This is a genomic window from Chakrabartyella piscis, from assembly GCA_030067835.1.
Lineage (GTDB): Bacteria > Bacillota > Clostridia > Lachnospirales > Anaerotignaceae > Chakrabartyella > Chakrabartyella piscis.
Genome location: CP092441.1, coordinates 2,371,598 through 2,385,010 on the forward strand (window position 1 = coordinate 2,371,598; position 13,413 = coordinate 2,385,010).

Sequence of the window (13,413 nt, forward strand, 5' to 3'; positions counted from 1 at the left end):
TCATTCTTCCTCATCTATAAAACTTTCATATGTACCTTCGTAGAAAATTTCTGTCAAAGAATCAAAGGCTTCTGTCCAATTGAAGGTTGCACTCATACCAAATGTGGTGTAGTCCAAAGCATACACATGACCTTCTTCCACTGCACGAAAGTTCTTCCAAATATCATTGGTTGCAAACTCATTTGTAAACATATCCATAACCATATCAGGAAGTGCATGTGCTGTCAGCAAAATCATATCTGGGTCCAATGCCATCAATTCTTCTGTATTCCAAGAAACAAAATTTTCTTCTGTATCCACTTGAATCACGTTGGTTGCGCCTGCAATTTCCACCAAAGAACCAGCATAAGAATTTGGTGTACAACCGATATACGCACCTGGAAGTCCCATCAAAACCAAAACCCTTGGTGCTTCCACATCTGCAATGGATGCATAGAATTCTTCCATACTTTGTTCGTAATCTGCCACAATTGCAGCTGCTTCTTCTGCTTTTCCATAAGCTTCACCAATCATGGTAACGCTTTCATACAAGCCTTCAATGCTTTGCAAATCAATGAAGGTATATGGCAAACCTGCTGCATCGTACTTTGGTTTGATTTCTTCAATCAAAGTATCTGGACCAATGACATTGGTTGGTTCCATCATGAGCATTGCTTCTGCGTCTGGTGCCATTGCAGTTCCCACAATTGGAAGTTCTGCATATTTTGGTGACAATTCTCTAGCAGTTTCTGCTCTGGCAATCAAATCAATGTCCAATAAATCAAAAATTTGTACCGTTGCATAGGAAGTTGCAATGAGTCTTGCTTCTTCTTCCACTTCCACTGTTTCTTTTGTTATTTCCGCTGTTTCTGGTGCTTGGTTGACTGCACAACCACAAAGTCCCATAAGCAAAGATGTCACACCTAAAATTGCAATTATTTTATTCCATTTCATTTTTTGCCACCCAATTTCTTTTTGCATACAATGAGAATTGCTGCCAATACTACTACAACTGCAACCGCCAATGGCAATGCACTGCTTTCTTCTGTAGCTTCTACTGCAACTTCTTCTATTTCTTCTACTTCTTCAATTTCTTCTGTAACTTCTGCAAGCGCTTCTTCAGCTTCTTCTGTGGTGATTTCGTCAATTTCTTCTTCCACATCTTCCACATCTTCTTCTATTGCATCTTCTGTGATTTCTTCTACTGCTTCTGTCATTTCTTCCGCTTCTGCAATGACATCTGCTACAACTGTAGCTTCTTCCACTGTTTCTACCACTACTGGTTGTTCCAAAGATGCAATGACATCTGCTGTTGCTGTTACCACAAAGTCACCTGTGTTGGAGCTCAATGTACTTTCACTTGCATACATATACCAAAGTACATCTCTACCCATTGGTGTTACGTACATAGTTGCTTTGATGGGTGCAAATGGATCTGTTACTTTGATGCGATAGTCCACAGAATCATCTGCTGCATTTTCTGTCATGATTTCATAGGAAACTGGCACATAGCTGTCAAATCCTACACGATTGTAGAACGCCACTTCCTTTGTATTGCTTTGCAACAACAAGCGAACTGTCAAGTAATAGTCATCGCCAATTTTTTCTACCAAAACGCTTTCACCTGTTACGGATCTACACATACCAACACCCAAAGCAGCATTTGCAGTACCACCATCGTCAATGTTGCCTGTGTCTGGATTGTAGTAATCAGAATTCATATATGCAGTGAATGCACCATTGTCCATTGCAAATGTAGGCACTGCCATAGACAAACACAACATAAGTCCCAATACCATTGTGATTAATTTTTTCATATCATTCTCCTATTTTAACGGGCAATCACATAGGATTGCCCCTACAATTTCTAGTTATTTTGTATAAGATACAAACATAGTTGCAACTTGTGCTCTGGTAGCGCCTTCTGTTGGCGCCAAAGTGGTTGCTGTTGTGCCATTGATGATACCCTTTGCATTTGCCCAAGAGAATGCATCTGCTGCCCATGTTGCAATGGAATTTACATCAGAAAAGCTAGACAAATCTACTTTTTCTGTGCCACCACCTTGTGTCAATTCATAACGATACAACATAGTTGCCAATTCTTGTCTTGTGATGGAATCCATTGGTACAAAATCGTTGTATCCACCAACAATACCTTCTTGTAAGCCCCAAGCAACTGCTTTTGCATACCATTGTGTTTCTGTTGTTGTCACATCTGGTGTGCCAGCAACTCGATACAATACACTGATTGCCATTGCATTGGTCATGCTATCGTTTGGTGCAAATGTGGTTTCTGTGATACCACTGAACAGACCCAATTCCACAGCTTTTGCCACATTATCCTTTGCCCAATGGCTTGTCATATCTGTAAATGCTGTTGTGGAAGTTGTTGTTACTGGTGTTTCTACTGTTTCTGTTGTAGCAGGTGTGTACATATTGGTGCCACCTACCACTGCAAATAGACCCATTTGACGTGTGGAGATTTTGTATTCTCCATCTTTGTACAAACCACGCAAAACGGTTTTGGTTCCTGTATCACTGATGCGATACAATTCAATATCACTGGAATATGGGAATGTGATTTCCAAAGCACCATCAGGTACTTGGTCTACACCATTTAACACCATTTGGATTTCATACAAATCAAAATCATCTGTTCCAACTGCATTTTTTGCAAGTGTGTAATCGCTACCACTTGTGATGGTGGTCACTTCCAAGTAGGATTCGCTGTGTACCACTGTAGAATCACCTGCTACCATAATACCAGTTGCTTCATCTACAACACCAACTGCATTGACAGTACCAGAACTGATACTTGCATCCACAACCAAATCTGTATCAGATGTGGATTTCACCTGTGTCCAGTCCAATTGAATTCTTGCATCCAAATAACCTTCACCTACAACCACATCCATTGGTGTATGTGGTACAGAAATTTGAATTGGAATGTATTCTACACCACTTTTTTTGATGTAAGATGGCAACTCAAATTCACATTTGTTGATGAAATTCACTTCATGATTCACACCATCGTTTTTGGTACCTGTTTCCACCATACCTCTGGAAATGACATCCACTGCTTTGTAGTCTCCATCTCCTGTGGTATCCACCAAAATTTCTACCACACCTGATTGAAAACCACTGACATCCACAGGGTTTGTACCCATTTGGAGGATGTTTTCATCTGCCAAATACAAAGCAAATTCATTGTTATCTGTTGCCAAATTCCCCATGGATGCTTGATCACTGACTGCATGCCAAAAATCTACAGTTACATATTGGTTTTCTGCTGCAAATGCCACGTTTGGCAAAAGCATAGCCAGGCAAGATGCCACAGCTATTGTTTTTTTGAGTATTTTTTTCATATTTAGACTCCTTTTCTACAGACAACCATATGGGTTATCCCTACTATATGATACAGAAAGCCACCCCATAAGAGATGGCTTTTCATGTGATAAACGGGCGCACACACAGGTACGCCCCTACAAAACAAGATTTCTCATTTCATTCAGAGGAACAAAGTTTTACGGACAAGGAAACCATGTCCCTACAGATACCTCATCACTGTCATTCAGAGGAACAGAGTGACGAAGAATCTTTGGTTTTATGGACAAGGAAACCATGTCCCTACAATTTATGCTTCTGTTTCTATTTCTTCTGTCAAGATGGATTCTTCCAAAGCAATGTATTTTTGCAAAATCAATGCCACTTGTGCTCTGGTTGAAGTTGCTTTTGGTGCCAAACGTCCTTCTTCCACACCAGAAACCAACCCAGTTCCAACTGCCCATGTAAAGGCATCTGTTGCATAGGATGCGATATCTGCTGCATCTGTGAAGTCAGCCAATTCTGTATCACCCATAACCATTGCTTCTTTCATTTGTGCATAGCGATACAAGATAACCACCAATTGTTCTCTGGTAATGGAATCATTGGAACCAAAGAGTCCATTGGTATAACCAGATACCAAGTTGTTTTCTGCACTCCAAAGCACAGAATCGTAGTAATATTTATCTTCTGTTACGTCTGCAAAGGAATATCCTCTGGAGTAACGATTTGGTGTTCCTTCCAATCTCCACAAAACAGTTGTGAGCATTGCTCTTGTCATTTCTGCATTTGGTGAGAAGGTGTTTTCGCTGGTACCGCTGAACAAGCCAGTTTCCACAACAAATTGCACTGCATTGTAGAACCAGTTATCTACTGATACGTCAATAAATGGATTCACCCATGCATCTACAATGATAATTTCTTCTTCTGTAAAGCCAATCATGTAATAAGAGAAGCTACCTGTTGCAAAGCTAACAGTTTCATTTTCTGCATCATATGTAGTGGCTCTTGGTGTTGTATTACCATTTTCGTCTACATAGAATACCACGATGTTTTCTGCAACTTCGCCTTCTTGCAAAGTATAAGGTACTGTTACATTGACTTGACCACCGCCAAAGTCAGAAATATAGTTGTCATCTGACAAAATTTGCAAACGAATCAAGGTTGCATCGCCAATCACTTCCATCATTGCATCAGACAATTCACCATCTTCTGTTGCAAAGGAAATTTCAATGGTAATTTCGCCTGTTGCTTGTTCTGCAATGGCTTTCATGGTTTCTTGATCCAAGACGATATCGCCCAAATCAGATGCAATCACCAAAGTTGCACCGTCAGATTCTGCCAAGGTTGCCAAAGAAGTTTCTGGCAATGTAACAGACAAAGTATCTGTTGTGGTTGCTGTTGTTACTGCAATTTTCACCACTGGTTCTGTATCTTCTTTTGCTGCTTCCACAAGAACGCTTTCAATTGCAGTATTCATGGTGTCTTCTGTAATATTTGTAGAAATGGTATTGCCATCTTGTGTAACTGCTGCTGTAATTTCCACCGTGGTTTTGCCATCTTCTGTGGTTGCATCTGAAAGAGATTCTTCTTCTGACAATGCTTCCTCCAAATCCATTACATCTTCCAACATAGAGCTATCTTGCTTGATGGAACCATCAGAAGTTGCTTCCAATGTACTCCAATTGAAACGAAGTCTGGCTGGAATTTCACCAGATGGATAAGACAAATCCATAACCGTATCTGGCACCACAATGATGACATCATTTACATATGTCACATCACTTGTGCTAGATGGTTGTGCATAAGTTGGCAAATCAAAGATACCCTTTGCCAAATAGTCAAATGTATATCCATTGGTACTGGTTGTAAAGGAAGTTCTTTCCAACGCCTGTACTGCCACACCACCAATATACAACTCCCACAAAGCAGATGTAATGCCAGAAATATCCACTGGATTGGTTGCAAATTGCACTGTGGTGACTGCATCATCCACAAAGGTTACCAATGCTTGTTGGTTGTTTTCAAAAGCACGATTCCCCATAGAAACTTGGTCTGCATAGGCATTCCAAAGATACATATCCACATAGTAATTGCCATCTGCAAATGTTTTTTGTGTGCCCAATTCTTCATCTGTTGACCCATTGTTGCCACTTCCATCTGTAGAAGCCAATCCAACATTAAAGGTCAAATTGCCAGTATAATCGCCCGCTTCCACATCTTGCAATGCAGATTTTTCTACTGTCAATGTTCCTGTACGCACATCAACTTCTTGTGTCAATGTTGTAGAAGAAAGGTTATTTGAAAATACAATTTCTGCTCCTGTTTCTGAAACCAAAACTCCATTTGCAGGAGATGTGACAGAAACACTTGGTGTGTTGGTTGTATCTGTATATTCAATTTCAAGGGTGTAGTTCAAATTATTGTTGTTGTTTGTATCCAATTCGCCAAAATTCACAGATTGAGGAATGGAAACGGTATAGGTGCTGTTGCCTCCTGTTGTGGTGGCAGCTTCTACTGTAGTCAATCCTCCAAATCCAAACGCTGAATTTGTCATTAGCAAAGCAGATAAAATCCACGCTACTTTTTTCATCAATTTTTCCTCATATTTTCTAAAAATAGGATGTAGGTATTCCATATAAAGCAGATTTCCTACATCCTTGTTCTATCTTTGTCTTGTTTTTCCTTAATATCAACCAACGGGTGCCCACATAGGGACACCCCTACAAGTTAATTGGAATTTACGATTCTTATTTTGCTGTGATTGTAAATGTGATGGAACCTGTCAAACTTTGTGCAGCATCTGTTGCGATTTTTGCTACATCAGCAGCAGCTACAGTCAAAGAACCAGATGTAGTGCCACTTTCAGCAAATGTTGCTACGCCTTCTTCACCAAATGCATTTACAAGTGCCAAGGATACAGAACCGCTTGCATCTGTCAAAGTTGCATCTGTTGTTTCCACTGTAATGGATTTGCTGATGTTGTCTGCATCTACTTCCACTTCATAGGATACAACTGTATCTTCTGTTGTGCTGAGTTCGCCCATTTCTACAGATTGCGGAATGGTTACATCATATGTTGCAACGTTAGCTGGAACAGTTGCTGTAATATCCATTGTTTGGGAAGTTACTTCTGGAGCATCTGCATAGTTCAAGTCCAAGAAGAAATCTTGTTCACTATTCATAACCAAGTTTACAAATGCAGAAATTGCAATCAAATCATGTTCAATGTCGTTACCATTATATGTTGTTGTTGTTCCTGCCAAAGCTGTTTTCGGAATTGTAAATTCCATAGTATCACAAGCATAAGACTCACCAGCAGAAATACCAAAGAAGGAAGAATCTTGGCTAAATGGTTTTACCGCTGCATCTGCATCTATAGTACCAATGCTTGTCAATTCACCTGCATATTCTACACCATCCACTGTGATAGCTGCATTAGACAAAATACCTGTATCCAAACCACCCCAAGTTGGAGTTGGGTTACACACATACAATTTCAAAATCGCATCATCACCAGAAATTTCGATATCTGCTTCTGCTGCAAAAACACCATTACACATACTAGCTACGGTTGTTCCAGTCAAATATGGATAGTATTGATATGCCATAACGCTATCTGTTGTGTATGTACCATCTTCTGTTGGAACTGTACCTGTGTATGCCATTGTTGGAACTACTGTACCCATTACCATTGCGGTAGCCACTGCTGCGGATACCAATTTGTTAAATTTTTTCATAATTATCCTCCTTATGAATCCTTATAGTGTTGTTTTATATGAAGCATTTTGCATATTACCGAGAACCACGGACAACCGCTAGGGTTGTCCCTACAAAATCTTATGTAAATTTATTCTGCTGTAATTGTAAATGTGATGGAACCTGTCAAGTTTTGTGCTGCATCTGTTGCAATTTTTGCTACATCAGAACCCATTACCATCAAAGAACCTGTGATAGAACCACTTTCTGCAAATGTTGCTACACCATCCAAACCAAATGTATTGGTAAGTGCAAGTGTTACAGAACCAGTTTCATTTGTCAAAGTTGCATCTGTTGTTTCGATTGTAATGCTTTTACCTGCTGTACCTGCATCCACAGTCACTTCATAGTTGACAGAAGTGTTTTCTGTTGTACTCAAATTTCCCATTGCAGCAGATTCTGGAATTGTAACTGCATATGTAGAAATATTAGCTGGAACAGTTGCAGAGATTTGCATAGTTTGAGATGTTGTTTTAGCAGTGTCAGCATACATCAAATCTAAGTAGTAATTATGTGTCATATTGTAATTGGAGAAGTTCAAAGTTCCTGTAAGAACCATAAGTTCACCCAAAACAGCCTTTGGAAGAGTAAATTCAATGACATCACTTGTGTGTGTTTCTCCACCAACAATACCAAGCATATTTACTGTTTTGCTGTAGAGCTTAACCACTGCATCTGGATTTTCATATCCAATGCTTGTCAATTCTCCTGCATATTCAACACCTTCATATGTGATTTTGTTGTCAACCAAAACGCCACCTGCTGCACCATTTAACATACTACTCGCAATTGGGTTGTATACAAATAATTTCAAAGTTGCCCATTCTCCAGAGATTTCGATTTCTGCTTCATCTGCAAACATCCCATTTGCAGAAGTACTGAAACCGCTCATCGCTGCATCTTTGTATATATCAACTGCTGTTGTTGTATAAGAACCATCTTCTGTTGGCACAAATCTTTCTTCTGCCATTGTTGGAACCATCATTGCATTCATTGCTACGATAGCTGCCATTACTGTTGCCATTGCTTTATTACTTTTTTTCATTCATTTACTCCTTTGAAACCTTTTAAAACCTTTAAATCTTTAAAACCATTTAAAACCTTTAACTTACGCCCTTTAAATCTTTTAATTCATTTTAAAACCTTAAGCTTTTAAATCCTCTAGTTACATTTCTCTATGTGAAGCATTTCTGCTTGCCACCAATTTCTCGGTCAACCGCTAGGGTTACCCCCTACAAAAAGCACCATATCAAATGGGTTCTGCCTATTGTTCATTTCATCCTACTTGCAATGGGCATTGTAAATTTGCACCATTAAGTGGTGTAAAGTTGCCATCTGTACTAAATGTTTCATACAAAATGGTCAAATCATATTCTCCTGCATCCAAAACACGCATCAACTCGATTTCATACAAATGTTGACCCGGTTTGATGAGATCTGATGCAAAAATGATTTCTTCTGTTTCTGTCAATTGGAATACCATTTTGAAATATACATTGTTTTCATCTGGATTGAAGAAATCTCCTTTGATTTTGGTTTCGCCAGCATCCACAGCAATCAAATCATATCCTGGGATTTTGATGTTATCGCCAATGGTTGCACCTGCACGTTCTTGTTCTTCTTCAAATTCATATGTAACGTCACTTATGGATGCAGTACCAACGCTTACGGTACCAGTTCCTACTGGTCTATTTGCCTGTCCAACGAAGTATGCCACCAAACACAACACAATCGCACCTAGACAGATGATTATTTTTTTCTTCTGATTCATATACACTTTCCTTTTCTTTTATTCTTCGATACCACTTGGAATTGTGAAAATTTCTGTTGGAACATTGGCTGTTGCAGTAACAGTTCCCGGTATGGTTGCAGTGACTGGTGTGGTTACCATGTTTTCTGATGGCTCCTCATCTGCTGTCATCAAACCAAACAATTCTTCATTTACATCTTTTGTAAATGTGAAGCTATATGTTTTATAGATCACCTCAGCAAGATTCACTTCCACCAAATTTTCCACATCTGGCAAAACAGGCCCAATGAGAACTTCTTCCTCAACTTCATTTTCTTCTTCCACTTCTGGTACAACTTCCTCTTCTGTCACATCTTCATCTGATGTAGAACCGCCACCGCCAGTAGAGCCACCTTCTGGTTTTGTTTCGCCTTCTGGTTTTGCTTCACCTTCTGATTTTGCTTCACTTTCTGGTTTTGCTTCACTTTCTGGTGTAGTTTCTGTAGAAGAATTGTTTTCTGTATCAGATTCGCTTCCTGTGTTGGATTCGCTTCCTGTACCGGATTCGCTTTCTGTACTGGATTCGCTTCCTGTACCGGATTCACTTCCTACACTAGATTCGCTTCCTGTACTGGTGATACTTTCACCTTGGCTTGTTGTTGTTGATGTACCAGCTGTGCTTCCAGTATCTCCACTTCCAGTTGTTGCCACTTCTCCACCCAATACATTGAGTGATAAAAGAGAAATTGTAGAAAGTGTTGCCACTATCCCCATCAACTTTTGCATCTTCTTTTTCTGCTTTTGAAATTTCATCAAATTCATTTCCTTTCTCACTTACCAAAATCCCTATAACCCATAATAAAGTTAGTTATCAATAACTCACTTACAAAAAAAATATTACATTCACATAAATCGGTTATTTTTAAATTCTATGAAGTGTATTATTATTCCTTTTCTTAAAATTCTTTTTCATTCTACTGCAACAAATATATTTTGTCAATATCTTTTTTCTAAATATTTAATATAAATAAACATTTGTGTAGTGCACAACACATCTTAATTTTCCTTTATTATTCAATAAAATACATAGATATTTATGAAATATATTTATTTATTCAATTGAATTATTTATATATGCTTACGTTTTATTTCTTTTGGTTTCTTTTTGTTTTTGTAATTTTCTTATCTTTTTCTTATTTTTCTCTACTTTATTTGCAAAATTCGTGTTTTTGTGAGACACATATGTTTTTCACTCCATCAAATATTTTTATTTTTCCAATAATACAAACCATCAAATAAAAAACCAATAAAAAAACCTTTTGGCATCCATAAGACACACAAAAGGCTAGTTATTTATCTTCTATAAATTTCTTTCCAAATTTCTTGTTCCTTTTCCAAAACAGAAAGCATCTTTTCTACACCACCCATGTCACGTGAAAGTTTCTTCCATTTTGCAAAATTCACATCCCATTGTTCTTCTGACAAGCCAATGGATTTTTTCAGTTCCACCAATTGTTCCAATGCTTCCAATTGCAAATCATTCTTTTCCAAGGTGGTCATAACACTACGCAAACGACCAAAACCACCAATAAAATCCAAATATGCAAACACCTTTTGCACATACTTAATGTCTTCTTTTTCATCCACCAATTTTTTCAATGCCAAAAGTTGTTTCTTTTCTTTACGCCAAACTTCCAAACCACCCAAAGCATCTACCATTTCCAACATTTCTTTGGTGGCATCTTCTCCACCCACTTTTGCAAGCAATGCTTCTTTACGATAAATCCCTTCCACACCACCAGCATATTCCACTGCTTCGTGTACTTTATCACTGACTGTCATAGGATGATTTGTAGCATGAATTTGCTTCATGCGATCCATAACTTTGCCAACTGGTGCTTCTGGCATACCTGTTTTTTCAGATACCATGGAAACATGACGTTCCAAAATTGCCATGGTGCTATCAGAAATACCATGTTCCATATCACAGGCTTCTTCATCTGCTTGCTCATAGGGTACACCCAAACGCAACAACCAACTATGGACAATTTCATGACGATCCAAAATACGTTTCGCCAATGCTTCTCCACTTGGTGTCAAAATCAAGCTTTGTTTGTTGGAGGTTCTACCCCCTCTATGTGGATCCAATGGGTTGATATATCCATTTTTAGTCAAACGCTTCACCACAGAATATGCTGTTGTCAAATTCATTTGATGGGTTTCTGCCAAATCCTTTACATGGGTTTCTCCTTTGTTCATACGAATCAACACAATCGATTTCAGCATATTTTCATCACTTTGGCGTATTGCCTTGGCTTGAAACGATTCTTTTTCCATATATATACCCTTTCTTTCGTAAATTTCCTAAACTTTGATGCATCCAATTGTTTTTGTATAGCTCCAATCATCTGATATATGCAACCATTTTATCAATACAAACACCTTTTGTCAAATTCTATACCACTGACCATTGCCAAATTTTTCATATGGTGGTATACTTTCGTTAGTTTTTATGTGCTAACTTCGTAAAAGTTGGTATACTGTTTTTGAACAATAGGAGTTAAATTTATGGATCAAAAAACCAAAGAACAAGAACTTTTGACATTGATGATTGGCATATATTGTAAAAAAAAGCATAGATGCAAAACCCTTTGTGATGAATGCACTGCCCTATTGGACTATGCAAAATTACGTGCAGAAAAATGTCCTTTTCAGGAAACCAAAACCTTTTGCTCCAATTGCAAAATACATTGCTATCGTCCATCAGAAAGAGAGAAAATCCGCAATGTTATGAAATTTGCTGGTCCTTGGATGCTCATTTACAATCCACCTTTGGCAATCAAACACGTTGCAGAAACCATCAAACATAAAAGAAAGGAACAATCAAATGAATCTACGTAAAATACTATATATTATCGTTGGTATGCTTGGTGTTGGTTTGGGTTTTTTGGGTGCAATTTTGCCATTGTTGCCATCTGTTCCATTTCTTTTGTTAGCGCTTTTTTGTTTTGGTAGAAGCAGTGAGAAATTGAATGCTTGGTTCAAAGGTACCCAGTTATACAAACAAAATTTGGAAAGTTTTGTCCAAGGTGATGGTATGACCAAATCAGCCAAAAGACGTGTCATTTGTACCGTTACTCTGGTTATGGGTGTTAGTTTTTGTTTCATGTCACATGTACCCATTGGACAAATTTCTTTGTTCTTTGTTTGGTTGTTCCATATGATTTATTTCCTTCGTTTTGTGAAAACCAAAGATTCTGATTGATATAAATAACATCATTTCATGCGTATACAAAAAAAGATGGCTTTCACCATCCTTTTCATTTACGTCTATTTACATTTGTGGTTGTTCATATTTTTCCAAACGATTTGCAGATTCTTCATCTACAAACACTTCCAACAAAACCCCATCTGGTGTATGTTCTTCACGCAAAATTTCACATCTGCCATGTACCCAACCAATGAGTCCACCTTCTGTATAAGGAACCAATGCCACCATGGATTTACGGAAACTTTTCAGCAAATCTTCTGTGGTTTGCAACAGTTCTGGTAATCCTTCACCTGTCAGTGCTGAAATTTGCACCACTTCACGAGCATGTGCATCCAATGGCAAAGGTAATTCTACACCTTCACGATCCATTTTATTGAACACTGTAATGACTGGTGTGTCTTTACATCCCAAATCCTCAAGGGTTTTATAAACCACTTCCATATGTTCTTCACGATTTGGATTGGACGCATCCAACACATGGAGCAAAATATCTGCATATTGCAATTCTTCTAACGTTGCTCTAAATGCTTGCACCAAATGATGTGGCAATTTTTGGATGAAACCAACTGTATCTGTCAACAGGATTTCAGAACCATTGGGTAGTTCCACTTTTCTGGTTGTGGTATCCAAAGTTGCAAACAATTTGTCTTCTGCCAAAACGCCAGCATCTGTCAAATAGTTGATAACAGTGGATTTGCCAGCATTGGTATATCCCACCAAAGAAACCGTTGGAGTACCTTTTTTACCCCTTTGGTTACGCAACAATTCACGATGTGTTTTGATTTCTGCTGCAGCTGCTTTCAACTCTGAAATACGATCTTTGATGTATCGTCTATCCACTTCCAATTTCTTTTCACCAGGACCTCTGGTACCAATTCCACCACCCAAACGTGACATGGAAGCACCCATACCCGCCAAACGTGACAATCTGTATCGCAACTGTGCCAATTCCACTTGTAATTTTCCTTCACCAGACAAAGCTCTGCCTGCAAAGATATCCAAAATAACAATGGTTCGATCCATCACCTTGGTATCCAATAATTGTTCCAAGTTTTTCAATTGTGCAGGTGACAATTCATCATCACACACAACGCCAGAAGCGTCATATGCTTCCACCATCATTTTCAATTCTTCTACTTTACCTTTTCCAAAATAATGACCCCCATGGATGGTTTCTCTTTTTTGGATGCATCTTGCCACAACAGTACCGCCTGCTGTATTGACCAATTCTTCCAATTCATCCAAGCAAGCATCTGTACCCATTGCAGATCTACTTCTGCGTTCATCTTGTTCCACTGCAAATAAAATTAACTTTTCTTCTACTTCTGCTGTTTCGTGCATTTCTTTTGCC

12 protein-coding genes are annotated in these 13,413 nt (G+C 38.5%); 2 read left to right on the top strand and 10 right to left on the bottom strand.

Going from position 1 to position 13,413, the window contains the following annotated elements; all coding sequences use genetic code 11:
* The 9 genes from isdE to MJY40_RS10680 form a co-directional block, all read right to left on the bottom strand.
* Positions 1–933, bottom strand: a complete 933-nt coding sequence (gene isdE, locus MJY40_RS10640; RefSeq protein ID WP_317854225.1) for a heme ABC transporter substrate-binding protein IsdE — start codon at positions 931–933, stop codon at positions 1–3.
* Positions 930–1,796 carry a heme-binding Shp domain-containing protein gene (locus MJY40_RS10645; protein WP_317854226.1) on the bottom strand — a complete coding sequence of 289 codons (867 nt, stop codon included), beginning with the start codon at positions 1,794–1,796 and terminating at the stop codon, positions 930–932. The genes isdE and MJY40_RS10645 overlap by 4 nt, the downstream gene beginning before the upstream one ends.
* Before the next feature lie 54 nt (positions 1,797–1,850).
* Positions 1,851–3,344, bottom strand: coding sequence for an S-layer homology domain-containing protein (locus MJY40_RS10650; protein ID WP_317854227.1), 1,494 nt, complete (start codon positions 3,342–3,344; stop codon positions 1,851–1,853).
* A gap of 269 nt (positions 3,345–3,613) precedes the next feature.
* Positions 3,614–5,896, bottom strand: a complete 2,283-nt coding sequence (locus tag MJY40_RS10655; protein ID WP_317854228.1) for an S-layer homology domain-containing protein — start codon at positions 5,894–5,896, stop codon at positions 3,614–3,616.
* A gap of 157 nt (positions 5,897–6,053) precedes the next feature.
* On the bottom strand, positions 6,054–7,043 hold the full coding sequence (locus tag MJY40_RS10660) for a hypothetical protein (protein ID WP_317854229.1): 990 nt from the start codon (positions 7,041–7,043) through the stop codon (positions 6,054–6,056).
* 110 nt (positions 7,044–7,153) lie between these two features.
* The gene (locus MJY40_RS10665; protein WP_317854230.1) at positions 7,154–8,107 is read right to left on the bottom strand and encodes a hypothetical protein; all 954 of its coding nucleotides are present in this window, start codon (positions 8,105–8,107) and stop codon (positions 7,154–7,156) included.
* 231 nt (positions 8,108–8,338) lie between these two features.
* The gene (locus tag MJY40_RS10670; protein ID WP_317854231.1) at positions 8,339–8,833 is read right to left on the bottom strand and encodes a hypothetical protein; all 495 of its coding nucleotides are present in this window, start codon (positions 8,831–8,833) and stop codon (positions 8,339–8,341) included.
* A gap of 18 nt (positions 8,834–8,851) precedes the next feature.
* Positions 8,852–9,613 (bottom strand): hypothetical protein, encoded by a 762-nt coding sequence (locus MJY40_RS10675; protein WP_317854232.1) that lies wholly within the window; start codon positions 9,611–9,613, stop codon positions 8,852–8,854.
* Between the two features lie 531 nt (positions 9,614–10,144).
* On the bottom strand, positions 10,145–11,077 hold the full coding sequence (locus MJY40_RS10680; protein ID WP_317854233.1) for a metal-dependent transcriptional regulator: 933 nt from the start codon (positions 11,075–11,077) through the stop codon (positions 10,145–10,147).
* Between the two features lie 282 nt (positions 11,078–11,359).
* On the opposite strand from MJY40_RS10680, the gene MJY40_RS10685 reads away from it, so the two are divergent.
* Positions 11,360–11,692: a nitrous oxide-stimulated promoter family protein gene (locus tag MJY40_RS10685; RefSeq protein ID WP_317854234.1), complete on the top strand. Its 333-nt coding sequence runs from the start codon at positions 11,360–11,362 to the stop codon at positions 11,690–11,692.
* A complete protein-coding gene (locus tag MJY40_RS10690; protein WP_317854235.1) occupies positions 11,679–12,056 on the top strand; it encodes a YbaN family protein in 378 nt (125 codons plus the stop codon). Before MJY40_RS10685 ends, MJY40_RS10690 begins: the two co-directional genes overlap by 14 nt.
* A 69-nt stretch (positions 12,057–12,125) precedes the next feature.
* Here MJY40_RS10690 and hflX read toward each other — a convergent pair whose 3' ends face one another.
* Positions 12,126–13,403: a GTPase HflX gene (gene hflX, locus MJY40_RS10695; RefSeq protein WP_317856447.1), complete on the bottom strand. Its 1,278-nt coding sequence runs from the start codon at positions 13,401–13,403 to the stop codon at positions 12,126–12,128.
* Positions 13,404–13,413 lie beyond the last annotated feature (10 nt).

Coding starts and splice junctions, on each gene's coding strand:
- isdE (WP_317854225.1), bottom strand. CDS start 933: ATGAAATGGAATAAAATAATTGCAATTTTAGGTGTGACATCTTTGCTT.
- MJY40_RS10645 (WP_317854226.1), bottom strand. CDS start 1,796: ATGAAAAAATTAATCACAATGGTATTGGGACTTATGTTGTGTTTGTCT.
- MJY40_RS10650 (WP_317854227.1), bottom strand. CDS start 3,344: ATGAAAAAAATACTCAAAAAAACAATAGCTGTGGCATCTTGCCTGGCT.
- MJY40_RS10655 (WP_317854228.1), bottom strand. CDS start 5,896: ATGAAAAAAGTAGCGTGGATTTTATCTGCTTTGCTAATGACAAATTCA.
- MJY40_RS10660 (WP_317854229.1), bottom strand. CDS start 7,043: ATGAAAAAATTTAACAAATTGGTATCCGCAGCAGTGGCTACCGCAATG.
- MJY40_RS10665 (WP_317854230.1), bottom strand. CDS start 8,107: ATGAAAAAAAGTAATAAAGCAATGGCAACAGTAATGGCAGCTATCGTA.
- MJY40_RS10670 (WP_317854231.1), bottom strand. CDS start 8,833: ATGAATCAGAAGAAAAAAATAATCATCTGTCTAGGTGCGATTGTGTTG.
- MJY40_RS10675 (WP_317854232.1), bottom strand. CDS start 9,613: ATGAATTTGATGAAATTTCAAAAGCAGAAAAAGAAGATGCAAAAGTTG.
- MJY40_RS10680 (WP_317854233.1), bottom strand. CDS start 11,077: ATGCTGAAATCGATTGTGTTGATTCGTATGAACAAAGGAGAAACCCAT.
- MJY40_RS10685 (WP_317854234.1), top strand. CDS start 11,360: ATGGATCAAAAAACCAAAGAACAAGAACTTTTGACATTGATGATTGGC.
- MJY40_RS10690 (WP_317854235.1), top strand. CDS start 11,679: ATGAATCTACGTAAAATACTATATATTATCGTTGGTATGCTTGGTGTT.
- hflX (WP_317856447.1), bottom strand. CDS start 13,403: ATGCACGAAACAGCAGAAGTAGAAGAAAAGTTAATTTTATTTGCAGTG.